20 protein-coding genes and 2 tRNA genes are annotated in these 24,185 nt (G+C 71.9%); 12 read left to right on the top strand and 10 right to left on the bottom strand.

Annotation, left to right across the window (positions count from 1 at the left end):
• Nucleotides 1-182: 182 nt before the first annotated feature.
• The 3 genes from BDK92_RS25150 to BDK92_RS25140 are packed head-to-tail and all read right to left on the bottom strand — an operon-like array spanning nucleotide 183 to nucleotide 3,150.
• Nucleotides 183-1,388: a cystathionine gamma-lyase gene (locus BDK92_RS25150; RefSeq protein ID WP_246017236.1), complete on the bottom strand. Its 1,206-nt coding sequence runs from the start codon at nucleotides 1,386-1,388 to the stop codon at nucleotides 183-185.
• Nucleotides 1,385-2,383 carry an NAD(P)H-dependent glycerol-3-phosphate dehydrogenase gene (locus tag BDK92_RS25145; protein ID WP_121158923.1) on the bottom strand — a complete coding sequence of 333 codons (999 nt, stop codon included), beginning with the start codon at nucleotides 2,381-2,383 and terminating at the stop codon, nucleotides 1,385-1,387. The genes BDK92_RS25150 and BDK92_RS25145 overlap by 4 nt, the downstream gene beginning before the upstream one ends.
• Nucleotides 2,380-3,150, bottom strand: a complete 771-nt coding sequence (locus BDK92_RS25140; RefSeq protein ID WP_121158922.1) for a lysophospholipid acyltransferase family protein — start codon at nucleotides 3,148-3,150, stop codon at nucleotides 2,380-2,382. Before BDK92_RS25140 ends, BDK92_RS25145 begins: the two co-directional genes overlap by 4 nt.
• 142 nt (nucleotides 3,151-3,292) lie before the next feature.
• On the opposite strand from BDK92_RS25140, the gene cofC reads away from it, so the two are divergent.
• From cofC to BDK92_RS25115, 5 genes are all read left to right on the top strand, one after another.
• Nucleotides 3,293-3,952: a 2-phospho-L-lactate guanylyltransferase gene (gene cofC / locus BDK92_RS25135; RefSeq protein WP_246017235.1), complete on the top strand. Its 660-nt coding sequence runs from the start codon at nucleotides 3,293-3,295 to the stop codon at nucleotides 3,950-3,952.
• 62 nt (nucleotides 3,953-4,014) lie between these two features.
• On the top strand, nucleotides 4,015-4,212 hold the full coding sequence (locus BDK92_RS25130; RefSeq protein ID WP_121162556.1) for a cold-shock protein: 198 nt from the start codon (nucleotides 4,015-4,017) through the stop codon (nucleotides 4,210-4,212).
• Nucleotides 4,213-4,326: 114 nt separating this feature from the next.
• The gene (locus BDK92_RS25125) at nucleotides 4,327-6,759 is read left to right on the top strand and encodes an RNA degradosome polyphosphate kinase (protein WP_425462256.1); all 2,433 of its coding nucleotides are present in this window, start codon (nucleotides 4,327-4,329) and stop codon (nucleotides 6,757-6,759) included.
• 34 nt (nucleotides 6,760-6,793) lie between these two features.
• Nucleotides 6,794-8,320 carry a CYTH and CHAD domain-containing protein gene (locus BDK92_RS25120; protein WP_121158919.1) on the top strand — a complete coding sequence of 509 codons (1,527 nt, stop codon included), beginning with the start codon at nucleotides 6,794-6,796 and terminating at the stop codon, nucleotides 8,318-8,320.
• The gene (locus BDK92_RS25115) at nucleotides 8,320-9,186 is read left to right on the top strand and encodes an NUDIX hydrolase (protein ID WP_121158918.1); all 867 of its coding nucleotides are present in this window, start codon (nucleotides 8,320-8,322) and stop codon (nucleotides 9,184-9,186) included. The genes BDK92_RS25120 and BDK92_RS25115 overlap by 1 nt, the downstream gene beginning before the upstream one ends.
• Nucleotides 9,187-9,233: 47 nt before the next feature.
• Here the strand turns inward: BDK92_RS25115 and BDK92_RS25110 are convergent, their stop codons facing one another.
• The 4 genes from BDK92_RS25110 to leuC all read right to left on the bottom strand — a co-directional run bounded on the left by BDK92_RS25110 (nucleotide 9,234) and on the right by leuC (nucleotide 14,346).
• The gene (locus tag BDK92_RS25110) at nucleotides 9,234-11,222 is read right to left on the bottom strand and encodes an endonuclease/exonuclease/phosphatase family protein (protein ID WP_246017234.1); all 1,989 of its coding nucleotides are present in this window, start codon (nucleotides 11,220-11,222) and stop codon (nucleotides 9,234-9,236) included.
• A gap of 221 nt (nucleotides 11,223-11,443) precedes the next feature.
• Nucleotides 11,444-12,070: an HU family DNA-binding protein gene (locus BDK92_RS25105; RefSeq protein ID WP_121158916.1), complete on the bottom strand. Its 627-nt coding sequence runs from the start codon at nucleotides 12,068-12,070 to the stop codon at nucleotides 11,444-11,446.
• Nucleotides 12,071-12,288: 218 nt separating this feature from the next.
• Nucleotides 12,289-12,876 (bottom strand): 3-isopropylmalate dehydratase small subunit, encoded by a 588-nt coding sequence (gene leuD / locus BDK92_RS25100; RefSeq protein ID WP_121158915.1) that lies wholly within the window; start codon nucleotides 12,874-12,876, stop codon nucleotides 12,289-12,291.
• Between the two features lie 15 nt (nucleotides 12,877-12,891).
• The gene (leuC, locus tag BDK92_RS25095; protein ID WP_121158914.1) at nucleotides 12,892-14,346 is read right to left on the bottom strand and encodes a 3-isopropylmalate dehydratase large subunit; all 1,455 of its coding nucleotides are present in this window, start codon (nucleotides 14,344-14,346) and stop codon (nucleotides 12,892-12,894) included.
• 49 nt (nucleotides 14,347-14,395) lie between these two features.
• On the opposite strand from leuC, the gene BDK92_RS25090 reads away from it, so the two are divergent.
• Complete coding sequence (locus BDK92_RS25090) at nucleotides 14,396-15,082, top strand: IclR family transcriptional regulator (protein ID WP_121158913.1); 687 nt, start codon at nucleotides 14,396-14,398, stop codon at nucleotides 15,080-15,082.
• Between the two features lie 212 nt (nucleotides 15,083-15,294).
• Here BDK92_RS25090 and BDK92_RS25085 read toward each other — a convergent pair.
• From BDK92_RS25085 to BDK92_RS25075, 3 genes are all read right to left on the bottom strand, one after another.
• Nucleotides 15,295-15,367, bottom strand: a tRNA-Glu gene (locus BDK92_RS25085).
• A gap of 93 nt (nucleotides 15,368-15,460) precedes the next feature.
• Nucleotides 15,461-15,532: transfer RNA gene (locus BDK92_RS25080), tRNA-Gln, on the bottom strand.
• A 131-nt stretch (nucleotides 15,533-15,663) separates the two neighbouring features.
• Nucleotides 15,664-16,467 carry a fumarylacetoacetate hydrolase family protein gene (locus tag BDK92_RS25075; protein ID WP_121158912.1) on the bottom strand — a complete coding sequence of 268 codons (804 nt, stop codon included), beginning with the start codon at nucleotides 16,465-16,467 and terminating at the stop codon, nucleotides 15,664-15,666.
• A gap of 165 nt (nucleotides 16,468-16,632) precedes the next feature.
• Between BDK92_RS25075 and BDK92_RS25070 the strand changes: the two genes are divergently transcribed.
• From BDK92_RS25070 to BDK92_RS25045, 6 genes are all read left to right on the top strand, one after another.
• On the top strand, nucleotides 16,633-18,276 hold the full coding sequence (locus BDK92_RS25070; protein ID WP_121158911.1) for a hypothetical protein: 1,644 nt from the start codon (nucleotides 16,633-16,635) through the stop codon (nucleotides 18,274-18,276).
• A 37-nt stretch (nucleotides 18,277-18,313) separates the two neighbouring features.
• Nucleotides 18,314-18,748, top strand: a complete 435-nt coding sequence (locus BDK92_RS25065; protein WP_121158910.1) for a protein-tyrosine phosphatase family protein — start codon at nucleotides 18,314-18,316, stop codon at nucleotides 18,746-18,748.
• A gap of 9 nt (nucleotides 18,749-18,757) precedes the next feature.
• Entirely contained in the window at nucleotides 18,758-19,651 is an 894-nt protein-coding gene (locus tag BDK92_RS25060; RefSeq protein ID WP_121158909.1) for a 3-methyladenine DNA glycosylase, read from the top strand.
• A 91-nt stretch (nucleotides 19,652-19,742) separates the two neighbouring features.
• Entirely contained in the window at nucleotides 19,743-21,236 is a 1,494-nt protein-coding gene (locus tag BDK92_RS25055; RefSeq protein ID WP_121158908.1) for an outer membrane protein assembly factor BamB family protein, read from the top strand.
• 19 nt (nucleotides 21,237-21,255) lie between these two features.
• Complete coding sequence (locus tag BDK92_RS25050) at nucleotides 21,256-22,695, top strand: outer membrane protein assembly factor BamB family protein (RefSeq protein ID WP_121158907.1); 1,440 nt, start codon at nucleotides 21,256-21,258, stop codon at nucleotides 22,693-22,695.
• 29 nt (nucleotides 22,696-22,724) lie between these two features.
• Nucleotides 22,725-24,125, top strand: a complete 1,401-nt coding sequence (locus tag BDK92_RS25045) for an outer membrane protein assembly factor BamB family protein (RefSeq protein WP_170208675.1) — start codon at nucleotides 22,725-22,727, stop codon at nucleotides 24,123-24,125.
• The last annotated feature ends 60 nt before the right edge of the window (nucleotides 24,126-24,185 follow it).

The raw sequence follows: 24,185 nt of genomic DNA, 5'->3' as shown, positions 1-24,185 counted from the left end.
CCGGGTCGCCGGATCGGCGACACCGGCGCCCGCACGGTCCGGTAGGGACTTCGGCGCCCCGACCGAGCGAGCGGTCTGTCACCCGGAAGCCCCGATCACCTTCGATCGGGGCTTCCGCCATGCCGCATCCGCGTCCCCCGGGGTCAGACGTGCGTCCGGTCCGGACCCGTACGCCGGGCCGCTCAGGCGGACGCGTCGAGCGCCGCCGTGATGTCCGCGACCAGGTCGGCGCCGTCCTCCACACCGCAGGAGAGCCGGACAAAACCGTCCGGGGTGTCGTCACCCCACTGGGCCCGCCGATCCGCGCTGGTGTGCAGGCCACCGAAGGACGTCGCGGCGAAGACCAGCCGGGAGGCGCGCAGGAACCGGGCCACCCGGTCGGCGTCGCCCAGGTCGAACGAGAGCACACCGGGCACCCGGTGCATCTGCCGGCTCGCCACCGGGTACGCCGGGTCGTCCACCAGCCCCGGCCACCGCAGGCCGGTGACGTCGGCCCGCTGGCTCAACGCCGCCGCCACCGCCGCCGCGTTGGCGCTCTGCCGGGCCAGCCGCAGGTCGAGTGTGGCCAGCGACCGGTGGGCCAGCCACGCGTCGAACGCACCCGGCACCGAACCGGTGGTGGCCCGCCAGGACCGCAGCGTGCCGAGCAGTTCGGCGGAGCGGGTCGCCAGGTAACCGAGGAGCAGGTCGGAGTGGCCGGTCAGCGCCTTGGTGCCGGAGGCCACGACCAGGTCCGCGCCAAGATCGAGCGGACGCTGACCGAGCGGGGTGGCGGTGGTGTTGTCGACCGCGACGAGAGCCCCCGCGGCGTGCGCCCGCTCGGCCAGTTCGGCCACGTCGCAGACGTCGAGTCCGGGATTGGCCGGCGTCTCCAGCAGCAGCAGCCGTACCCCCTCGAACGACGGGTACGGTCCGGCCGTCGGCGCGAACTGGACCCGTACCCCCATCGGGGCGAGGGTCTCGGTGGCGAAGGACCGGACCGGGAAGTAGCCGTCGGTGGGAAGCACCACGCCGTCGCCCGGACGCAGCACCGCGAGCAGCAGCGCGCTGATCGCCGCCTGTCCGCTGGAGAAGGCGAGGCAGTCGCCCCCCTCCAGCTCACCGATCGCCGCCTCCAGGGCCCGCCGGGTGGGGTTGTCCGGTCGGCCGTACCCGTTCGGGTTCGTCCCCTGACCGGCCGCCGGGTCGAGGTGGTACGGCGCGGCGAAGACCGGGCCGGGCAGGAACGGCTGGCCCGGCTCGGGCGCCGGCAGCCCGGCGTGCACGCTCCTGGTGCCGTCGCCGTAGCCGTGCCAGGAGCCGGCTTCGGCCCCGGAGCTGTCGCCGGGCCGGGGATCGTGCTCGTCGTTCATCGCCACTCCAGCCGGGGTCGGGGGTTCGGTGCTCATTCGGGCCTCGGTTTGCGGCTCATCAGCGCGGCCATCGCCAGTCGCGGGTTGGCGCCCTCGTGGCAGACCAGCTCGACCTGCTCGGTGATCGGCATCTCGACCCCGTGCATCCGGGACAGGTCCCGGATCGCCAGGCAGCTCTTGACCCCCTCGGCGGTCTGCCTGGTCGCCGTCTGCGCCTGTTCGAGCGTCTCCCCACGCCCCAGGTGCTCGCCGAAGGTCCGGTTGCGCGACAGCGGCGACGAGCAGGTGGCGACCAGGTCGCCCATGCCGGCGAGGCCGGCGAAGGTGAGCGGGTCGGCACCGAGCGCCACCCCGAGCCGGGCGGTCTCGGCCAGCCCCCGGGTGATCAGCGTGGCCTTGGTGTTGTCACCGAGTCCCATCGCGGTCGCCATGCCGTACGCGAGCGCGATCACGTTCTTCACCGCGCCGCCGAGTTCACACCCGATCACGTCGTCGTTGGTGTAGGGCCGGAAGTAGGGGGTGGACACCGATGCCTGGACCAACGTCGCCCGGTCCATGTCGGTGCAGGCCACCACGGTCGCGGCCGGTTGCTCGGCGGCGATCTCGGCGGCCAGGTTGGGGCCGGAGACGACCGCCACCCGGTCCTCGGCCACCCCGGCCGTCTCCACGATCACCTGGCTCATCCGCTTGGTGGTGCCCAGCTCGATCCCCTTCATCAACGAGACCAGGGTGGCGTCACGGTCGATGAAGGCGGCCCAGTCGGCCAGGTTGCCGCGCAGCGTCTGCGACGGTACGGCGAGCACCACCAGGTCCGCGCCGGCGATCGCGGCCGAGGCGTCGCCGGTGGCGGTGACCCGGTGCGGCAACCGCAGCTCGGGCAGGTACTCGGAGTTGCGACCGGTTTCCCGGATGGTGTTGACCACGGACTCACGGCGGGCCCAGATGGTCACGTCCCGGCCGGCGTCGGCGAGCACCTTGGCGAAGGCCGTACCCCAGGAGCCGGCGCCGAGGACAACGGCGTGGCCGCTCACGCGGTGTCCCCACGGCGGTCGTCGGTCTCGCCGACGGCCGGTTCCGCGGCGACGGCGTCGCCCGGGCGGTGGCCGTTGGGCGAGTAGATCGGCGGCGGCGTGCCGCCACGGATCTCGGCCAGCTGGTCACGCAGGCGCAGCATGATCTCGTTGGTCATCTCGTCCAGCACCGTTCTGGTCGGCGCCGCACCCGCCCAGCGGCTCAGGTCGACCGGCGGACCGGCGTGGACCGAGACCGGGATCCGGGGGCGCAGGCTGAGCTTGCCGCTGCGCGGGTCGAACAACCGCTGTGCGCCCCAGATGGCGATCGGCACGACCGGGGCACCGGTGGTGAGGGCGAGCCGGGCCGCGCCGGTCTTGCCGCGCATCGGCCACAGTTCGGGTTCCCGGGTGGTGGTGCCCTCCGGGTAGATCACCACTGCGCCGCCGTCCTTGACCGCCGCGACCAGGGTTTCCAGCGACCGGGCGGCGTCGATGCTGCCGCGCTCCACCGGGATCTGCCGGCACCGGAGCAGGATGTAACCGACCACCGGTACGCGGAAGATGCTGGCCTTGCCGAGGAACTGCGGCCACCGTCCGGTGTCGTTGATGTAGTGCGCGACCACCAACGGGTCGGCGTGCGAGATGTGGTTCGGCACGATGATGACCCCGCCGGAGGTCGGCACGTGCTCCATGCCGGTCCAGGTCCGCCGGGTCCAGACCCGCATCGCGGGCTTCACCAACGCGATGGCGAACCGCCGCCAGAACCCCAGCCTCCGCCGTGCCACTATGCCCTCCTCGTTGTACCCGGGCCCTCGGGCACCAGCCGCCCCGTTGCCGCCACCACCCCGGCCCGCAGCGAAATCATGCCTGCTCGCCCCGGGTACGGCCAGCGAGGGGCCGACGTCTGCCGGCTGGCAGGATTATCCGGTGACCGAACCGACGTGGACCGTGGTGGTGCCACTGAAGCGGCTGAGCGCGGCCAAGAGTCGCCTGCGTGGCGCCCTTCCCGGGGTGCCGCACGAGCCGCTGGCGCTGGCGTTGGCGCTCGACACGGTGAGCGCCGCGCTCGCCAGCCCACCGGTGCGCGAGGTGCTGGTCGTGACCGACGACATAGTCGCCGGTCGGGCGCTGCGCGCGCTCGGTGCCCGGGTCACGCCGGACCCACCGGCCGGCGGCCTGAACCCGGCCTTTTCCCGTGGTGCGTCGCTGGTCGACGGCGGCGTGGTGGCACTCACCGCCGATCTGCCGGCACTGCGCCCGGCGGAACTCACCGCCGCGCTGCGGGCGGCGGCGGCCGGCCCGCCCCGGGTGCGCCGCTTCGCCGCCGACGCCCCCGGCACCGGCACCGTGCTGCTGCTCGCCCCGGCCGGGGTGCCGCTGGATCCGCGCTTCGGCGGCCCGTCGGCGGCGGCCCACGCCGCGTCCGGGGCGCTCGCCCTGGCCGACGTCGGTCCGACGGTGCGCCGGGACGTGGACACCCGGGCCGACCTGCTCGCCGCCGCCGCGCTCGGCCTCGGCCGGTACACCGCCGAACTCTTCGCCCCGGCCGCCGCCGCGCTGGTCGCCGCCGACCCGGACACCGCCTGAGCGTCGCGGCGTACGCGCAGTTGCGGGTTCGCGCGGGCCGACCCCGGTGTACGGTGCTGGGCATGCAGGGCACGGTGGCGACGTACGACCCACAGACGCGGTCCGGCACTCTCCTCCTCGACGACGGCACCGAACTCGCCTTTCCGGCGGTGGCGTTCGACGCGTCGGGGCTGCGCCTGCTCCGGCTCGGCCAGCGGGTGCGCATCGATCACGGCGAGTCTGGTGAGGTAGTCCGGATCACCCTGCCCGGCCTGGTGTGACCAATCCCATGATCCGGTCGGATCGCCGGTCCACCGCGCGCATTGTCCGACTTCTCGTGATCAGAAGACGCCAAGTTCATTTTGCGTTCACCCGGTTCGGGCAATGATGAAGCCGTGAGCACCCCGCCCGCCCACCCCCGCCCCCAGTCGACCCGCCGCGCGAAGAGCAGCCCTCCCCGTACGACGGTGCCGGACGCCGAACAGGCCACTCCACCCGGTTCGCCCCAACGTGGGTCGAACGGGCGGTTCGTCCGGCTGCCCGGCGACGGTGTCACCGCCCCCGACGACACCGTGCACGACAACGGCAACGGCCACGGCGCCGAGACCGGCGGCGACACCGGTTCCGCTACCGGCACCGGCCCTGACGACGGCACCGGCAACGGGGAGCCACCACCACCGGTCGACGGCCCGCCGCCGACGGCCGAGCCCCTGCCCGAGGACCGCTTCCTCAACCGGGAACTCTCCTGGCTGGACTTCAACGCCCGGGTCCTCGCCCTCGCCGAGGACCAGTCCACCCCACTGCTCGAACGCGCCAAGTTCCTGGCCATCTTCGCCAGCAACCTGGACGAGTTCTACATGGTGCGGATCGCCGGCCTGAAGCGCCGGCTACAGGCCGGGCTACCGCTGCGCGGCGGGGACCGGCTGCCGCTGCGTACCCAGTTGGACCTGATCTCGGAGAAGACCGCCGACCTGGTCGCCCGGCACGCTGGCTGCTTCGTCGACGACGTGGTGCCCCGGCTGGCCGCCGCCGACATCCACCTGATCCGCTGGGCCGAACTGCCCACCCCGGAGCGGGAACGGCTGCGCACCTACTTCCGGGAGCACATCTTCCCGGTCCTCACCCCGCTCGCGGTCGACCCGGCCCACCCGTTCCCGTACATCTCCAGCCGGTCGCTGAACCTGGCCGTGGCGGTACGCGACCCCGACGGCGGACCGGAACTCTTCGCCCGGGTGAAGGTGCCGAACAACGTGCCCCGGTTCGTACGGGTCGAACGGGGCGGCCCGGGGATGCGCTTCCTGCCGCTGGAAGACCTGATCGCGGCCCACCTGAACCAGCTCTTCCCGGGTATGACCGTGGCCGAGTGCCACCTGTTCCGGATCACCCGCAACGCCGAGGTCGAGGTCGACGAGGACCGCGACGAGGACCTGTTGCAGGCGCTGGAACGCGAACTCGCCCGGCGCCGCTTCGGCCCCCCGGTACGCCTGGAGGTCGCCTCGTCCATCTCCGACCACGTACTCGACCTGCTGGTCCGGGAACTCGACATGGACGACCAGGACGTGTTGCGGGTGCCGGGGCTGCTGGATCTCTCCTCGCTCTGGCAGATCTACAACGAGTGCGACCGGCCCGAGCTCAAGGAACGCCCGTTCGTGCCGGCCACCCACCCCCGGCTGGTCGAGGGCGAGGTGCCGCGCAGTGTCTTCTCCACCCTGCGCGACGGCGACATCCTGGTGCACCACCCGTACCACTCGTTCGCGACCAGCGTGCAGCGCTTCATCGAGCAGGCCGCGGCCGACCCGAACGTCCTCGCCATCAAGCAGACCCTCTACCGGACCAGCGGCGACTCCCCGATCGTGGACGCGCTGATCGAGGCCGCCGCCGCCGGCAAGCAGGTGGTGGTGCTGGTCGAGGTGAAGGCCCGGTTCGACGAGGTGGCGAACATCGGCTGGGCCCGGGTGCTGGAGCGGGCCGGCTGCCACGTGGTGTACGGCCTGGTCGGGCTGAAGACACACTGCAAGACCGCGCTGGTGGTACGGCAGGAGGGGAACCAGATCCGCCGCTACTGCCACATCGGCACCGGCAACTACCACCCGAAGACGGCCCGGCTCTACGAGGACTTCGGCATGCTCACCGCCGACCCCGAGGTCGGTGCGGACCTGACCGACCTGTTCAACGTGCTGACCGGCTACAGCCGGCAGACCCGGTTCCGGCGACTGCTGGTCGCCCCGGAGGGCGTACGCAGCGGCATCATCGAGCGGATCGACCGGGAGATCGCGCACGCCGCGCTCGGCGTACCGAGCCTGGTCCAGATCAAGGTCAACTCGTTGGTCGACGAGGAGATCGTGGACGCGCTGTACCGCGCCTCCCGGGCCGGGGTCCACGTCGACCTGATGATCCGCGGCATGTGCACGCTGCGGCCCGGCGTACCCGGTCTCTCGGACAACATCCGGGTCCGCTCGATCCTCGGCCGGTTCCTCGAACATTCCCGGGTCTTCCGGTTCGGCAACGGCGGCGGCCAGCTCGCCGCCGGGGCGGCGGCCGGTGGGCGGCCGATCGCGAACGGGGCCGGCTCGGCCGAGTTCTGGATCGGCTCGGCCGACCTGATGCACCGCAACCTCGACCGCCGGGTGGAGGCGCTGGTGCAGGTCACCGACCCGGTCGCGCGGGCCGAACTGGACCAGGTGCTGAGCACCGCGATGAGCGACGAGGTCGCCTCGTTCGAACTGCACCCGGACGGCACCTGGAGCCGGCGGGCCGGAACGGCGGACCGGCCCCTGGTCGACTTCCAGGACGCGATGCTGCGGCGGGTGGCGCGAACCGCGAAATAGGCGCGGCGGCGACCGGCGTGGATAGGCTTGCCGGATGCTGGAGGAGGAGCGCAAGTACGAGGTCGACAAGGATTTCACGCTGCCGGACCTGACCAGCAGCGTGCCGCCCGGTGGCCGGGTGGTGCGACTACCCCCGGTCACCCTCACCGCCACCTACCTCGACACCGCCGACCTGCGGCTGGCCCGCGCCGGTGTCTCGCTGCGGCACCGCAAGGGTGATCCGCTGCCGTGGACGGTCAAGCTCCCGGCCGACGTGCCGGGCACCCGGCACGAGATCTCCCGGGTGGGCAAACGCCGGGAGACCCCGACGGAGCTGATCAGGCTCGTCACGGCCTACTCCCGGTCCGCGCCACTGGCGCCGGCCGCCGTGGTCCGGACCGTGCGGCACGCGTACGAGCTGCGCGACGGTTCGGACCACGTGCTCGCCGAGATCGCCGACGACGCCGTCTCGGTGCTGGACGGGGAGCGGGTACGGTCCCGGTTCCGCGAGGTCGAGGTCGAACGCAAGGGCGGTGACCGGGAACTGCTCGACCGGGTGGAGTCGGTGCTGCGCGACGCGGGCGCGGTCGCGGGTGATTTCACCCCGAAGCACGTACGCGCCCTGGGCAAGGCGGCGGCGGGTGCACCGGATCTGGTCGCCCCGACCGAACTGCCCGGCAAGCCGAGCGCCGCCGACGTGGTGACAAACGCGATCCGCCGTGGCGTCGGCCGGGTGCTGGCGCATGACCCGCTGGTCCGGTTACGCGCACCGGTCGGTGACGACGACACCGCCGTACACCAGATGCGGGTCGGCTGCCGGCGGCTCCGCAGCGACCTGCGGACCTTCCGGTCGCTGCTGCGACGGGACTGGGTCGGCCCGCTGCGCGACGAGCTGAAGTGGCTCGCCGACGTGCTCGGCGCCGCCCGGGACGCGGAGGTGCTGCGGGAGCGGCTGCACGTGACGGCCGCCGCCGACCCGCTCAGCCCGCTCGACTCCGACGCGGTGGAGCGGATCGACGCGGTGCTCGTCCGACGGCACGACCAGGCCCTGGCCTCGGTCGACGAGGCGCTCACCTCGGAGCGGTACACCGCTCTGGTCGAGGCGCTGGTCGAAGCGGCACGTGCACCACGGCTCACCGACGCGGCCGAGGGGCCGGCGACGAAGGTGCTCCCCCCGCTGGTCGCGAAACCGTGGCGCCGGCTGGCCCGGGGCGGCAAGGGTGCCGACGCCGCCGCCGACCTCGACCCGCTCGCCCCGGACCCGCGCTGGCACGCGGTACGGATCAACGGCAAGAAGGCCCGGTACGCGGTCGACGCCGTCGCCCCGGTGCTCGGTGGCGACGCCCGAAAGCTCGCCAAGTCCCTCTCCCGGGTGCAGGAACTGCTCGGCGAGCACCAGGACGCCGCGGTGGCCGCCGAGACCTGGCTCGAGGTGGCGGCGGCCGACCCGACCGACCACGCGCTCGCGGTGACCGCCGGACGGTTGGCCGAACGGGAACGGGCCAGCATCCGCGCGGTCCGGGCGGCCTTCCCCGCCGCCTGGCGCGACACCACCAAGGGAAGCCGGACGAGTTGGCTGTGATGAGCGAGATCCGGGCGGCGGGCGGCGTCGTCTGGCGCCCGTCCGACCGGGGCGTCGAGGTCTGTCTGGTGCACCGGCCCCGCTACAACGACTGGTCGTTGCCGAAGGGCAAGTTGGAGCCGCACGAGCATCCGCTGGCCGCCGCCGTACGTGAGATCGCCGAGGAGGCCGACGTACGGGCGGTGCCGCAGGCCCGGCTGCGCAGCGTGCGCTACTTCAGCGACGGCCGGCCGAAGGTGGTCGACTACTGGGCGATGCGGGCGGTCGGCGCGGGCGGGTTCGAGCCGGAGACCGAGGTGGACGACATCCGCTGGTTGCCGGTGGAGGAGGCGATCGGGCTGGTGACGTACCCGCACGACGTGTGGGTGCTGCGCGAGTTCGCCGACCTGCCACCGGTGACCGCGGTACTGGCCGTGTTCCGGCACGCGCGGGCCGGCAACCGGGCCACCTGGTCCGGACCGGACACCGCCCGGCCGCTGGACCCGGCGGGGCTGGTCCAGGCGGGGCAGGTGGCGACGCTGGCCGCCCTGCTACGCCCGGAGGGGCTCTGGTCGGCGTCGGCGCGGCGCTGCGTGCAGACGCTGGAACCGCTGGCCGCCCTCCTCGACCTGCCGATCGAGGTCGACTCCCACTTCGACGAACCGAAACCGGGGCAGGACGTGTCCGAGTGCGCACTGGCCGGCGCGGCCCGGATGGCCGAGTTGGCCGCGACCGGCCGTACGGTCGTGATCTCCGGCCAGGGCAAGGTGATTCCGGGCGCGCTGGAGCACCTGACCGGCGCCTCCGACGACTACCGCACCCCCAAGGGCGAGGGCTGGCTGCTCGCCTTCACCACCGACCACCTCACCAGCGCCACCCGCCTGTAAGGAAGGGCCCCTTATTAACGCTATAGCGTTAATAAGGGGCCCTTCCTTCACCCAAGGGGGAGGGTCAGGGTGAGAGCGACGGCGAGGTGGTCGGAGGCGGTGCCGGGTACGGCGGTGATGTCGCTCGGGGCCAGCCCGTCCGAGACGAGTACGTGGTCGATCTGCTCCACCGGGCGGTCGGCGGGACTCGTCGGCAGTGGCCGGTCGGCGGCGAGCGCGTCGGTCAGTCCCCGCTCCAGCAGGGCCTGGAACGCCGGCTCCCCCGGCTGGGTGTTCAGGTCCCCGGCCAGCACCAATGGCCTGCCAGCGGCCAGCTCAGCGGCGTAGCGGGCTACCGTACGGGCCTGCTCGACCGGGCCGCCGTCGGGTGGCGGCTGTAGGTGGGTGGAGACGACCACCAGTTCACGGTCGCCGACCCGGAGCACCACACCGAGCGCCTGCGCCCCGGTCGGCGCACCCACGGCGGGCAGGGCGACCGTACCGGCGGAGTCGACCGGCAGCCGGGTCAGCACGGCGTCGCCCCAGACCGGGTCGGCCGCCGGGGCGAAGTGGTAACCCATGTCGAGTCGCGCGGCGAGCAGGGCGAGGGTGTCGTGCCCACCGTTGAGCAGCCAGGCCCGGTCGACCTCGCTCAGCACCACCACGTCGGGGCGCTGCCCGGCGATGGTCCGGGTGAGGTCGGGCAGGTCGAACCGGCCGTCGAGACCGAAGCCCATGCGGATGTTGTAGGCGACCAGGCGTACCCGGTTGCCGTCGAACGGGTCGGCGGCGCCGGCGCCCGACGCGGTCAGCAGGCCGGCCACCACGGCGAGCGAGGTGCCGGCCACCACCACCGAACGGGACCAGGGTCGACGCGGCGTCCGCGTCGGGCCGGCGGCGATCCCGGGTACGGGCCCGACCGGCACACCCTCGACCGGTACGGCCGGCGCGGGGGCCCGGATCGCCAGCGTCGCCACGACGACGGCCACCAGCAGCGGCAACCAGCCGTTGGGGTATCCGAGGTCGTAGGCGGCGTAGTAGCCGATCGCGGCGACCACGAAGACCAGGGTGCCGGCGAGGGTGGCGTACGCCCGCCGCGTGTTGGTGCTGTTCGGCCCAGTGGTCGCAGCGGACCCCCCAGCACCACCTGTCCCGGCCGGGGCGGGTGCGGTCGGTGTGCTGGCGAGGGCGAGGCAGCCACCGAGTCCGGCGGCGGCGAGTGGGATCGCCACGGGCAGCGCCAGTGGCCAGCCGGCGGCGAACAGTGCGGTGCCGAGCACCAGGGCGGCCGGATAGAGCCATCGCGGCGGGCGGTGGCGTTCCGCGGCGAGTCCGGTGACGAGGAAGAGCCCGACGGCGGCGGCGACCAGGACGGTGAGCGGCAGCGCCCCACCCGGTGGCACGACGGCCACCCGGTCGGTGCCGGCGAGCGCACCGGCCAGGTAGGACGCCCCGGTGGCGGCGAGCGCCGGTGAGCCGGCGAGCATTCCCCAGAGCAGCAGGGCGGGGCCGACGAGGAACCAGGGCCGCGCCGGGCCGTCCGGGTCGGGTCCGCCGACCGTACGCTGCGCGGCGACGAAGCCGACCGCGACCGGTACGAGCAGCAGGTACTGTTCCGGCCCGCGCCAGACCAGGTCGTACGTGCCGAGGGCGGTGTGCAGGACGGTTCCGGCCGCGAGCCCCACGACCAGCCCCGGTACGGCGGTCGGGGCGTTGGCCGCGAGGCCGGCGAGCCAGACCAGTCCGGCGAGCAGTCCGACGCTGGCCAGGTAGAGCTGGGCCGGTCCGCCGCCGGTGGCGGGAAGCAGGGCGCGGCTGCCGACCAGGGTGAGCGCCGCGACGAGGGCGATCCGGTCGGCGCCGACGGTCCGGAACAGTGCCGGCGCCGCGAGCGCGAGTACGAACCAGAGCAGGGCGAAGGCGCCCATCAGTTCGGCCGGGGTGGCCGCCGCCTGCCCGAAGGTGGTGATGATCGAGGGAAGGCAGACCCGCAGTACGTCGACGAACAGGAGCACGCCGAGGGCTGCGGCGAGGTACGGGGAAGCCGAACGACGCACCGGTACTCCCGTGGGGGCGGGACGGACGGGTCGGGCCATTGTCCGGTCGGTTCCGCTGGCCGGTCAACGCTTCGCGGGTCACGGTCTGCCGGCGTGGCTTGCCACGACACGCGGTACGGCACCCGTTGCCGCCGTACGTCTGCCGCCGCTGCCGTGTACGTCTGCCGGACACGAAGACGCCCACCGGTCACACCGGTGGGCGTCTCGCAACCGCGTTCTGCTCAGCGTCGGGCGGCGGCCTTCTTGGCCGGAGCTTTCTTCGCCGGAGCCTTCTTCGCCGCTGTGGCGCGGGTGGAAGTGCTCTTCGCCGCCGTGGTCTTCTTGGCCGCGGCGGTCTTCTTGGCCCCGGCGGTCTTCTTCGCCGGTGCGGTCTTCTTCGCCGCCGCCTTGGTGGCGGTGGTCTTGGCGGGGGCGGCCTTCTTGGTGGCCGTCGCCTTCTTGGTAGCGGCCGTCTTCGTGGCGGCCGTCTTGGTGGCGGCTGCCTTCGTCGCGGCTGCCTTCGTGGCCGTGGCGGTGGACTTGGTCGCCGCCGCCGTGGTCTTCTTCGCCGCGGCGGCGGTGGTCTTCGGCACCCGGCCGCTCGACACCATGTCCTTGAAGCCAGCGCCCGGCCGGAAGGCCGGAACGGATGTCTTCTTCACCTTCACCGACTCGCCTGTTCGAGGGTTCCGCGCTGTTCGCGCCCCCCGGACACGCTTTTCGAACACTCCGAAACCGGTGATCGCCACCTTTTCCCCCTTGGCGACCGCCCCCTGAACCTCGGCGAGGACCGCGTCGAGCGCCGCCGTCGCCGTCTTCCGGTCCCCCAGGCGAGCGGCGAGCGCCTCGATGAGCTCGGCCTTGTTCACGACTTCCCTCCCGTATGTGCAACTGGACTCAACGCGAGCCATTCTGCGCGCACGGTATGCCCTGTGCCACCGGGACACAAACATCTGCGGGAAAAAAGCCATTGTGTCGCAACGGATTCGCCCCCACCGGCGGCTCCGTGCTGCCCGGAAGGCGTAGAACAGCAAGGAATCCGTAACTCCGGTGGGGGCGAAAAGGCGCCTCGGGAGGGCTGTGTGGGCTATGCCACCACCGGCAGGAAGGGAAGCCGGTTCTGCTCGTACTCGGTGATGTTGGTCTCGTGGCGGAGGGTCAGTCCTATGTCGTCCAAGCCCTCCATGAGCCGCCAGCGGCTGAAGTCGTCGAGCGGGAACGACCAGGTGGACTCCCCTGCCCGGACCTCCCGGGCGGTGAGGTCGACGTCGATGCGGGTGGTCGGGTCGGCCTCGACCCGCTCCCACAATTCTTCGACGGCCTTCAATTCGAGCTCGACCGGCAGAAGCCCTTCCTTGAGCGAGTTGCCACGGAAGATGTCGCCGAAGCGGGGAGCGATCACCACCCGGAATCCCCAGTCGCGCAGTGCCCACACGGCGTGCTCGCGCGATGACCCGGTGCCGAACTCCGGGCCGGCCAATAGTATCGACGCTCCCGAATAACTGGAATCGTTCAGTACGAATGATGGATCTTCACGCCAGGCACTGAAGAGTCCGTCCTCGAAGCCGGATCTGGTTACCCGCTTGAGATACACGGCCGGAATGATCTGATCGGTATCCACATTGGAGCGACGCAACGGGACCGCGGTACCGCTGTGCAGGGTGAACTTGTCCATGTCTGTCAGGCCCTTCTACAGATCGGCCGGGGCGGCCAGCCGACCCACCACGGCGGTGGCGGCGGCGACCGGCGGCGAGACCAGATGGGTACGCCCGCCACGGCCCTGCCGGCCCTCGAAGTTGCGGTTGGAGGTGGAGGCGGAACGCTGCCCCGGCTTGAGCGTGTCGGGGTTCATCCCCAGGCACATGGAGCAGCCGGCGAAGCGCCACTCGGCCCCCGCGTCGATGAAGACCTTGTCCAGGCCCTCCTGCTCGGCGGCCTCGCGTACGGCGGCCGAACCGGGCACGACGAGCATCCGTACGCCGTCGGCGACGGTGTGCCCGCGCAGCACGTCGGCGGCGGCCCGCAGGTCCTCCAGCCGGCCGTTGGTACAGGAGCCGACGAAGACCACGTCGACCGGGACGTCACGCAGCGGCGTACCGGGGCGCAGGTCCATGTACTCCAGCGCGCGCCGGGCGGCGCTCTGCTCGGCCTCGGTGACGAAGTCCTCCGGGTCCGGCACGGTCGCGCCCAGCCCCGCTCCCTGTCCCGGGTTGGTCCCCCAGGTGACGAACGGGGTGATCTGGCTCGCGTCGAGGATGACCTCGGTGTCGAAGGTGGCGCCCTCGTCGGTGGGGAGCGTGCGCCAGTACGCCTCCGCGGCGTCCCAGTCGGCTCCCTGCGGCGCGTTGGGCCGCCCCTTGAGGTAGGCGAAGGTCGTCTCGTCCGGCGCGATCATGCCGGCCTTGGCGCCCCACTCGATCGACATGTTGGCGATGGTCATCCGGCCCTCCATGGAGAGCGCCCGGATCGCCTCGCCCCGGTACTCGACGATGTGCCCGCGCCCGCCGCCGGTGCCGACCTGGGTGATCAGGGCCAGCACCAGGTCCTTGGCGGTGACGCCGGGGCCGAGTTGGCCGGTCACGGTGACCGCCATCGTCTTCGGCCGCGACTGCGGCAGCGTCTGGGTCGCCAGTACGTGTTCGACCTCACTGGTGCCGATGCCGAAGGCGAGCGCGCCGAACGCGCCGTGGGTGGCGGTGTGCGAGTCGCCGCAGACGATGGTCAGACCGGGCTGGGTGAGGCCGAGCTGCGGCCCGATCACGTGCACGATGCCCTGGTTCTCGTCACCGAGCGGGTGCAGCTTGACGCCGAACTCGGCACAGTTGCGGCGCAGGGTCTCGATCTGCGTACGTGACGTCGGGTCGTCGATGGTGAGCAGGTCACCTCGACGGGACCGGAACTCCGGATCGGCGTACCCGGTCGGGGTGTTGTGGTCTTCGGTCGCGAGCGTGAGGTCGGTACGCCGGACCCGGCGTCCGGCCATCCGCAGCCCGTCGAAGGCCTGAGGGCTCGTCACCTCGTGCAGCAGGTGCAGGTCGATGAAGAGCAGATCAGGTTCGCCTTCGGCGGATCGCACCACGTGAGCGTCCCAGACCTTCTCGGCCAGGGTCCTGGGCGAGGACGGTGTTGGCGTGACTCCCACCATCTGGACATCCTAAATTCTGGGAGGTATGTTTCGGCTTGTGGGACACAGTATGAGCGGTGTCGGCGTTCTCGACAAGGCGGTGGTCATCCTGGCCGCCTGCGTGGACGGCGCCAGCCTGGCCGAACTCGTCGATCGCACCAAGCTGCCTAGAGCCACCGCGCATCGGCTGGCACAGGCCCTGGAGATCCATCGCATGCTGGTACGGGACACCCAGGGGCGCTGGCGTCCCGGTCCGCGCCTGGGTGAACTGGCCAACGCCGCACCGGACGTCCTGCTGACCGCCGCCGAGCCACTGCTCGCCGCGCTGCGCGACGCCACCGGGGAGAGCGCCCAGCTCTACCTGCGCCGCGCCGACGAGCGGATCTGCGTGGCCGCGGCCGAACGTGCGAGCGGACTGCGCGACACCGTACCGATCGGTGCGGTGCTGCCGATGACCGCCGGTTCGGCCGCCCAGGTTCTGCTCGCCTGGGAGCCCCCGGAGGCGGTCATGCCGTTGCTCCCCCGGTGCAAGTTCACCGGCCGCACCCTCGCCGAGGTACGCCGCCGGGGCTGGGCGCAGAGCGTCGCGGAGCGTGAGGCCGGCGTGGCGAGCGTCTCCGCGCCGATCCGGGACCGGACCGGGCGGGTAATCGCCTCGGTCAGCATCTCCGGCCCGATCGAGCGCCTCGGTCGCCGCCCCGGTGACCGGCACGCGATGGCCGTGGTCCGCGCCGGCCAACGCCTCAGCGGCCTCTGACCCCGTCACGCGGCGCACCCCGCCACCGTCCAGACGAAGGAGTGGCTGTCCCGGCCGGGACAGCCACTCCTTCCTACGTTTCAGGCAGGGGTGCCGCCCGATCAGCGAGATCAGGGTGGGGGAAATCCGAGCAAAGTGGCGCCGGCTCGGCGACCCGCATCGCATAATAAAAATAGCCCGCGCCACTTGCGTGACACGGGCTCCGAACTGTGTAGCCCCGACGGGATTCGAACCCGCGCTACCGCCTTGAGAGGGCGGCGTCCTAGGCCGCTAGACGACGGGGCCAGAACCTTTGTCTTACCTGTCTTACTTTGTCCTCCGAGGAGGACCGCTGAACTCTATCAGAGTCCAGCTACCGGCACCATCTGGTGTCGGTAGCTGGGGTACCAGGACTCGAACCTAGACTAACTGAACCAGAATCAGTTGGGCTGCCAATTACCCCATACCCCATCGGCGCTGATTGCCGCGCCGTGAAAAGACTTTACCGGACCGGCTGGGAGAGGCCAAATCGGGTTATGCGATCCGGCCCCCACCAGCGGATGAGCAACCTTGGCGGGTCGCCCGACGTGCCGCGTGGGCGGCTAGTCCAGAGCCACCACCGGGTTCGACAGCTCGCCGATCCCGTCGATCCGCACAGTGACGGTATCCCCGTCGGTGAGCTCGCTAACCCCGGCCGGCGTGCCGGTCAGGATCACGTCACCGGGGAGCAGGGTCATCACATGTGAGATGTAGGACACCAGGGTCGGTACGTCGAAGACCATGTCCTTCGTACGCCCGAGCTGCCGTACCTCCATCTGGGCCGGATTGCGACCCACCTCGCACCGGACCTCCACGTCGCTCACGTCGAGGCCGGTGACGATCCACGGGCCGATCGGGCAGAACGAGTCGAAGCCCTTCGCCCGGGTCCACTGGCCGTCCGAGCGCTGCAGGTCCCGCGCGGTGATGTCGTTCGCGCAGGTGTAGCCGAAAATCGCCTTCGCGGCGGCGGCCCGGTCGAGCCGGCGGGCACCGGTCACCCCGATCACCACCGCCAGTTCGGCCTCGTGCTCCACCTGCTTGGACTGGGTCGGCAACCGGATCGCGTCACGCGGCCCGATCACCGAGGTGGACGGTTTGAGGAAGAGCAGCGGCTCGGCCGGTACCTCGTTGCCGAGCTCGGCCGCGTGGTCGACGTAGTTACGCCCGACGGCGACCACCTTGCTGGGCAGGATCGGCGAGACGAGCCGTACGTCGGCCAAGGCCCAGCGGGCGTTGGTGAACCGGATCTCGCCGAACGGGTGCCCCTCGATCTCGGCCACCGTGAGGGCCTCCGGGCCGGCGTGCGGCTCACCCTCCACGACGCCGAACGACATTCCCTTGGCATGAGCAAAACGAACGATACGCACCTGGCCAATCTAGCCGTACCTGCGCTGATCCAGCCGTACGGCCACCGACGGTAACCAGAAGAACGCCGGCACGATACTCCAGCCTTTGCGGAGTCGGATGCGGTTTGCACCTTCCAACACGATTGACCGACAGGCGGCTTAGCTTCAGAAAAGGGAGGTCTCGTTGTGATTTCTGCATCGACCCGACAACGCCTGGCAGGCACGGTCATCGCCGGCTGTCTGCTCTCCACCGCCCTGCCCGGCGGGAGCGCACGAGCCGCACCGTCCGCGGTGACGGTGGTGATGGCGAGCGGCGGGAGCAGCGCACCGATCTACCAGATCCTGGTGCACAACGGCACCACCAGCACCATCGACACCACGGTCCGCCAGGAGCTGCCCCGGGGCATGTCACCGACCTCGGTCAGCGACGGCGGCCAGACCAGCCAACCCACCGGGCAGACCGGCGGCACCGAGATCTCCTGGCGGCTCCAGCTCCCGCCGGGCGGCATGATGACGCTCAACACCGCCCTCCCCGCGACCGCGAGCGGTGTCCCGGTCAGCGCCCCGGCCTGCGCCTTCGCCGGCACCGGTGACATCCCGTTCGACTGCGCGAGCGCGACCTGGCAGGCCGCCGGGGCGAAGATCGAGGAGGCGGACCCGGCGATCTGGCAGCGACCGGCGTACCTCTTCGGCGCCCTGGCGGTGCTGGTGCTGCTCCTGGTGGCCGGACTCTGGTGGTGGCGTCGCCGGGTCCGCAAGCGGGTCGACCGGGAGGGCGGGCCGGGAGGCGGGCCGGCGCCCGACGGCGGGCCCGTTGCCAGCCGACCCGGTAGCCGCACACCGGATGCCGCGACCAGCGTCGGCGGGCCGCCCTTCCTCGACCGGCCACCGGTGCTGGACCTCCCGCCGCCGGCACTCGCCCGGGGACTGGCCCGGGGTGTGGCCCGGATCCGACCCGGCGGTGACGGCGCCGAGGCGTGGCCGTCCCCGAGACGTACGCCGAGCGGGGCGATGCCGCCCGCGGCCCGACCAGCGACCGGCCGGGCCCCGGTCGACCAGACCCGGGCCGGCGTGGGCACCCCGGCCGCACCCCCACCGGGCTCGACCCCGCCCGCACCGCAGGACCCGTCCTCGGTCTGGGCGCCCGCTCCGCCCGGAGGTGACCGGGAACGGGTGCTCTCCGCGACCGTCCCCGGTTTGCCGGACGGGGTGCCGAACACGTACCTCGCCACCGGGACACCGACCGCACCGCCCCGGGCAGCCGTGCCGGGCCGGGTCAAGCGGCGCAGCGGACCGCCGGTCTGGGTGGTGGTGGGGCTCGCCACGGTGGTCGTCGCACTGGTCGCCGCGGCGGCGGCACTGACCGCCACGGCCCGGGTCAGCGCGATCGACACCGGCAAGCAGCCGACCAGCGGCGCCTGGGTCGGCCGAACCAGCAGCGGAGCGATCGGGGCCACGATGCGGGACGCCACCTTCGAGTTCACCCTCTACCGGGTGAACTGCGGAGCCGCGGTGCAGCAACCCGCCGGTCCCCGCCCGGCCGGGCAACGCTGCCTGGCCACCCTTGCCGCCCGCAACGTCAGCAAGCAACCCCAACGCTGGTACGGCGCCTCACAGCGGGCGTACGGGCCGACCGGCAACTGGGTCACCACCGACGAGCCCGCCACCCGGGCACTCAACGGTGGGCGGGACATCTTCGCCGAGCCGGTGCCACCGAGCGAACGGATGCTCGTTCCGATCGTCTTCACCATGAACGGGCCGGAGGCGCCGACCCGGGTCGAGTTACGCGGCTCGGTCTTCTCCGCCGGGGTCAGCATCCCGGTGACCTGACCCACACCCGGGCCGCCCCGCTGCCTACGCTGACCGGGTGACCGAGTTGTGGGAACCGACCGAGGCCGGTGTGCTGCGGCTGCCCTCCGGTCGTCTGGTCCGGGGGCGGGGCCTGCGCCGGCCGCTACCACCCGGACCGGAGCCGGCGTACGGGCTCTATCTGCTCGGCAAGCCGCCGCCGCCGACGCCGTGGGAGAGCCGCTGGCTGCGCTGGCCCGACTTCCGGCTGCCGAGTGACCGGACGGAGGCGCAACGGGTGTTCACCGAGATCTGGGAGCGGGCCGCCACCGCACGGGTCGAGGTCGCCTGCGGCGGTGGCCGGGGCCGGACCGGCACCGCGCTCGCCTGCCTCGCCGTGATCGACGGGGTTCCGGCCGGCACGGCGGTGGAGTTCGTCCGGCGGCACTACGACCGGCACGCCGTCGAGACGCCCTGGCAGCGGCGTTACGTGCGGGATTTCGCCGCTGCGTAGGCTGGGCTGATGACCGCCAGCACCGACGCCCGTACCGTCGTGCTCGACGCGACGACGTGGCAGGCCCGGCGCGCGGCCCACGAACGCCGGGCGGACGCCTGGCTGGCGCCGCACCTGCGGCGGCGCCGCGACGGCGTCCGGCACCCGGTCGAGGACTTCCTCTTCACCTACTACTCGCACCGTCCGGCCCAGCTACGCCGCTGGCACCCGGGCGCGGGGGTGGTGCTGGCCGACGCGGACCCGGAGGAGTTCGGGCGGGACTACCTCGCCACGTCCGCCGGGGTCACCCTCGACACCGAGGCCGTACGCGCCCGCCGGGGCGACTCGATCGACTGGATCCGTACGTTGCTGCGCCGCACGGCGGGGCGGCCGGCGCAGTTCGGCTGCTTCGGAATGCACGAGTGGGCGATGGTCTACCGCCAGACCCAGCAGGAGGTACGGCACAACGCCTGGCCGTTGCGGCTGAGCCCGGAACAGACCGCGCAGACGGTGGAACGCAACGGGGTACGGTGCAGCCACTTCGACGCGTACCGGTTCTTCACCGCCCCGGCCCGGCCGCTCAACCTGCTCCAGCCGACCCGGGAGAGCCAGCACGACCTCGAACAGCCCGGCTGTCTGCACGGCAACATGGATCTCTACAAGTGGTCCTACAAGCTCTCCCCACTGGTGCCGAGCGAGCTGGTCGCCGACGCCTTCGCCCTGGCCCGGGAGATCCGTACGCTCGACATGCGGGCCAGCCCGTACGACCTCGCCGACCTCGGTTACCCCCCGGTGGCGGTGGAGACCCCCGCCGGACGGGCCGAGTACGCCGCCGCCCAACGCGGCTTCGCGGAGCAGGCGGCGCCACTGCGCGACCGGCTGCTCGCCTCGATCGAGCGCGCCCTCGGCGGCCCCGACACCTGATTCCCTGATCCGATCCGCGCGCGGGTCAGGGAACCCGCCGGACCGGTCTGCGCATCTACCATTCGGTGACTGCGACGGACGGGGACGGGCGATGGTCGGCACTGGACAGACCGATGGCGTGCCCGCATTCAGCGGCAGCGCTGGAACGGTGATCGAACTCGGGGTGGCCCGGGACACCCCCGATGACGAGCCGAGCCAACCGTTGACCTGGCGCCGGCTCCGCCCGGTGGCGCTCACGCTGGCGGTGGCGCTGCTGCTCACCGCCGGCGGATCCGGTCCACCGCCCGCCCCCGACCTGGTGCAGATCGCGGTCGTGCAGCGAACCGTCACCGTCGCGACGAGCTACAACCTGTTCCAGCGGATCCAGCTCACCGACGATCGGCTGGTCACCAGCACCCTCGAAGCTGACGGCGCCACCTGGCTGCTCTCCGCGTACGAATGGGAGGGTGGGCGGCCGGACTGGACGTACCGGTTCCCGATAACCCGCGAAACCCAGCCCGACGTGCAGTATCGGGCCGGTCTGCTCCTGCTCACCGGGGCACGGACCGACGGCACGCCGGGAATGCGTACCGTCGCGCTGGACGCGACCACCGGACGGGAACGCTGGTCGCTGCCGCACCGGGTGCTGGCGCTCCACGGCGACAGGTACGGGCTCGGCGTCGACGAGGTCTTCCCCGCCGACGCCGCGCTCAGTGCGCAACCACAGAACCCGGAGTCGGTCTACACCTCGTCGTGGGGGCAGAACTTCAGCCGCCCACCGTTGGGCGAGCTGGCCACCGGCGTCGAGCTCGACACCGGGAAGGTGCTCTGGCGCTCGGAACTGCTCAGGGCCGTCCGACCCGACCTGAACAGCCTCCCCGGCGGACCTTCGGCGCCGGGCGCCGCCCGGGAGCCCGTCCTGGCCGTGGTGACCGGCGACGGCGCTGTGGAGCTGTGGGACCAGACGACGGGGGCCGTCCGGCACCGTTTCCCCGCTGTTTCCTTTCCTTCCGACTATGGCGTGCAACTGGGCGGTCGCCTGCTGCTGGTCCAACACAAGGTGGCGGAGATGACCGCGTACTCCACCGAGGACTACCAGCCCCGGTGGACCATCCCGACGGACGAACAGCAGGGGTTTCCCTGGTTCTGCGGCCCCTCCGAACTGATCTGCGCGGATGCCCCGACCGGTACCGCGATCGTCGACGCGGCGACCGGCTCACGTACCTGGCGGGTCATGTCGGGACACGGGCTGGCGGCGGTCGGCGGGCACCTGATCGAACTCGCCCCGGGCGCCGGCGCCTCCTACCGACCGCTGCGGACGATCGACCGGCGCACCGGGGAGCCCCTGATCCCGCTCCTGCGCTGGCGCGCCGTCTCGCCCACCTGGGGTGCCCCGTCGCTGCTGCTCGCCACCTCGGACCTCTTTGTCGGGCCGACCTGGCTCGGCCTGCTCAGCCCCGGCGCGGCAGCCCCGGTCCGGCTCGGACTGGTGCCGGTCGGCATCGACGACTGCCAACTGAACGCCGCCGTCATCGCCTGCGTCACCGCCCCCAACGAGGTAAGAATCTGGCGCTACCGTGGCGGCACACCTGCGGACGACAGATGATCGGGCCGGTGGACCAGCGATGACGACCGACAGCCCAGTGATGATCGATCTCGGGGTGGCCCGAGACGTCCCCGAGGTCGAACCCCGCCCGACGTTGACGTGGCGTCGACTCCGCCCGGTGGCGCTCGCGCTGGCGGCGGTGCTTCTGCTCAGCACCGGGGGTTCCGGACTGCCGCCCGCACCGGCACTGGTGATGGTCGCCGCCCTGCCCTACCGGCCGAGCAGCCCGTTCCCCCTCTTCAACCACCAGGGCCTGCTCCTCACCGAAGACCGGCTCCTCACCGCCACCTACGACTCGACCAGCGCGAGCTGGCGGATCGAGGCATACGAGTTGGAGCGGGGACGGTCGGTGTGGACGTACGGCATCCCGGGAGGCCTCGAAAACATCCCGTCGATGCGACACCAGGCCGGACTGGTGCTGCTCACCGGGCCCCGGCCCGACGGGACGGCCGGCATGCGTACGGTCGCGATCGACGCGCTCACCGGCGCGGAACGCTGGTCCCTGCCACACCAGGTTTACACCGTCACCGACGACGACACCGTGCTCGCCGTCGACGAGGTCTATCCCGCCGACGCCGCCATGACCGAGGACTCGGTGCCCGAGGGGGAATACATCTACGTAGCGCCGTGGGGGCAGCGGTTCAGCCAGCCACCGTCGGGAATGCTCGTTGCCAGCATCACGCTGAGCAGCGGCATGGTCCGCTGGCGGTCGGGTCTGGTCGCGAACGTCCAGACCGACGCCGGTAGCCGTTTCGGCGACCGGGGGCCGGGCGGCGCCGACCAGGGGGCGGACCTGTTGGCCGTGGTGACCACCGGCGCGGTGGAACTGTGGGACCCGCGTACGGGTGCGGTACGGCACCGTTTTCCGGCCGCCCATCCCGAGACCTGGCTCCAACTGGACCGGGACCTGCTGCTGGTCCAGCACACGGAGGACGAGGTGACGGCCTACTCCACGGTCGACTATCGACGGCTGTGGGCGGCGCCAGTGTCGCAGAACGGCTCCTTCGGGTTCTGCACCACCACCGGGCTGATCTGCGACACGCCCCCGACCGAGCAGTGGGTCGTCGACCCGGCTACCGGTGCACGTACGTGGCAGATCCTCAGGCAGCATCGACTCGTCGCTGCTCCCGGGCAGCTACTGGAGACCGTCCCGAACGACTGGGGCAATGGGCGCCCGCTGCGGACGGTGGACCCGCTCACCGGCGAGTCCCGGATCGACCTGGCGGACTGGCGGACCGTCTCGTCGGGTCGAAACGGAGCTTTCCTGCTCAGCACCGGGAAGGTCTCTTCCGGGCCGACCTGGTTCGGTCTGCTCGGCCCGGACGCGGCGGCCCCGGTCCCCCTTGGGCAGGTTCCGGTCGGCGTCACCGACTGCGAACTGTCCACAACCGTAATCGCCTGCAACACCTACAGCGACGGCCTGCACGTTTGGCGTTACCGCGCGGGGCTGCGGCGGTAGGACGTATGCCCGGAGCCAGCGGAGTGCGGATGGAAACCGAAAACGCGGTGCTGATCGACCTCGGGTCGGACCGGGGCGAGTCGATCACCGATGACGATGCCGGCACCGGCTGGTCGTGGTCGCGACGGCGCCTGCGTGGGGCCGCGCTGGCGGCCGGGGTGGCGCTGCTGCTCGTAGCGGGTGGTTCGGCGGCACCCGTACCGCCGCCGCTGGTCGAGGTCGCCACCCTGACCGTGGCGCCCGACCGCAGTTTTGTCCTCACCCCGGAGCGGTTGTTCGTCGGACTCACCGGCGCGCACGGGATCGGACAGTACGTCTCCGCGTACGAGCCGGGCCGGGGGCGGTTGCTCTGGACGGTTCCGTACGACCAGGGCGCCAACGCCGGTGGGCTGCTCGAACGGGTCGGCGACCTGCTGCTGATCCGGGTCTTCCGGGACAACGTGCCGAACACGACCGCGATCGACGCCGCCACCGGCGCGATCCGCTGGACGCTCCCGGGTCAGGTGGAGGTGCTGTCCGACGGCCGAACGGGCATGACGGCGGAGGATGTCTTCGCCCCCGACGCCCGGCTGGTGGACCCGTCCCGCCCGGCATCGAACGTCTACTACCACGCCGCCAGCGGAAGGACCTACGTTGATCCGCCGGTGGGGCAGGTGATCCGGCTGGTCGATCTGGGGTCCGGGGCGCCGCTGTGGAGTTCGGCGCCACTGGGCACGGTCGTCTCGACCCCGCTGCCGTCCGGCGCCGGACCGGACGCCGAGTCGATGCTGCTGGTCACGACACCCGAGGGTCGGATCGAACTGCGGGAGGCCAGGACCGGCGTGGTCCGGCGGAGCCTGCCGGCGGCCGGGCCGTGGTTGCCGACGGTCCGGGTTGTCGGAGATCTGCTGTTGGTGCAGCGGGGTGCGACCGACGTGACCGGGTACGCCCTCGACACCCTCAGGCAACGGTGGGCCCGGAAGCTCGACCGTCAAAATGTGGTGATCGACGTCTGTGGTGAGCGTCCCTGTGTGGGCAACGATTCCGGTTCGTGGCAACTGGATCCGGCCACCGGCGCGGAGACCTCCACGGAGACCGGTCCATGGCCCACCTCCATGACGACCACTCTGCGCAGCGGTGGCCAGTGGTTCGAGATGGACATGTTACGCGCGAAGCTGCTTCGTACCGTCGATCCGGCGACCGGTCGGACGTTGGCCGACCTTTCGGGCTGGGAGTCGCTGACGTACGCGGCGTCGACCGGGCCGGTGCTGCTGATGCGCTGGACCGACGCGAAGGGGCCGACCTGGTTCGGGCTGATCGAACCGGGCGCGACCGAGGTGCGACTGCTCGGCCGGGTGCCGGCCCAGGCCCGCGAATGCCAGCTCGCGGGGAACGTCATCGCCTGCCACGTCAGCCCCAGCATCGTCCGCCTCTGGCGCTACCAGCCCTGATCGGGTCGTTCGGGGCGTACGGCGCCTGCCCGGAGTGGTCAGACGCCGTACGCCTTCGAC

The organism is Micromonospora pisi (assembly GCF_003633685.1).
In the GTDB taxonomy this organism is placed as follows: domain Bacteria; phylum Actinomycetota; class Actinomycetes; order Mycobacteriales; family Micromonosporaceae; genus Micromonospora_G; species Micromonospora_G pisi.
The sequence above is the reverse complement of the archived record's forward strand: the minus strand, read 5'-3'. Positions and strand labels throughout refer to the sequence as shown.

What these genes read in the sequence shown, in the direction of transcription:
- BDK92_RS25150 (WP_246017236.1), bottom strand. Translation starts at nt 1,388, where the DNA reads ATGAGCACCGAACCCCCGACCCCGGCTGGAGTGGCGATGAACGACGAG.
- BDK92_RS25115 (WP_121158918.1), top strand. Translation starts at nt 8,320, where the DNA reads ATGAGCGAGATCCGGGCGGCGGGCGGCGTCGTCTGGCGCCCGTCCGAC.
- BDK92_RS25120 (WP_121158919.1), top strand. Translation starts at nt 6,794, where the DNA reads ATGCTGGAGGAGGAGCGCAAGTACGAGGTCGACAAGGATTTCACGCTG.
- BDK92_RS25060 (WP_121158909.1), top strand. Translation starts at nt 18,758, where the DNA reads ATGACCGCCAGCACCGACGCCCGTACCGTCGTGCTCGACGCGACGACG.
- BDK92_RS25045 (WP_170208675.1), top strand. Translation starts at nt 22,725, where the DNA reads ATGGAAACCGAAAACGCGGTGCTGATCGACCTCGGGTCGGACCGGGGC.
- BDK92_RS25130 (WP_121162556.1), top strand. Translation starts at nt 4,015, where the DNA reads ATGCAGGGCACGGTGGCGACGTACGACCCACAGACGCGGTCCGGCACT.
- BDK92_RS25050 (WP_121158907.1), top strand. Translation starts at nt 21,256, where the DNA reads ATGACGACCGACAGCCCAGTGATGATCGATCTCGGGGTGGCCCGAGAC.
- leuD (WP_121158915.1), bottom strand. Translation starts at nt 12,876, where the DNA reads ATGGACAAGTTCACCCTGCACAGCGGTACCGCGGTCCCGTTGCGTCGC.
- BDK92_RS25055 (WP_121158908.1), top strand. Translation starts at nt 19,743, where the DNA reads ATGGTCGGCACTGGACAGACCGATGGCGTGCCCGCATTCAGCGGCAGC.
- leuC (WP_121158914.1), bottom strand. Translation starts at nt 14,346, where the DNA reads ATGGTGGGAGTCACGCCAACACCGTCCTCGCCCAGGACCCTGGCCGAG.
- BDK92_RS25090 (WP_121158913.1), top strand. Translation starts at nt 14,396, where the DNA reads ATGAGCGGTGTCGGCGTTCTCGACAAGGCGGTGGTCATCCTGGCCGCC.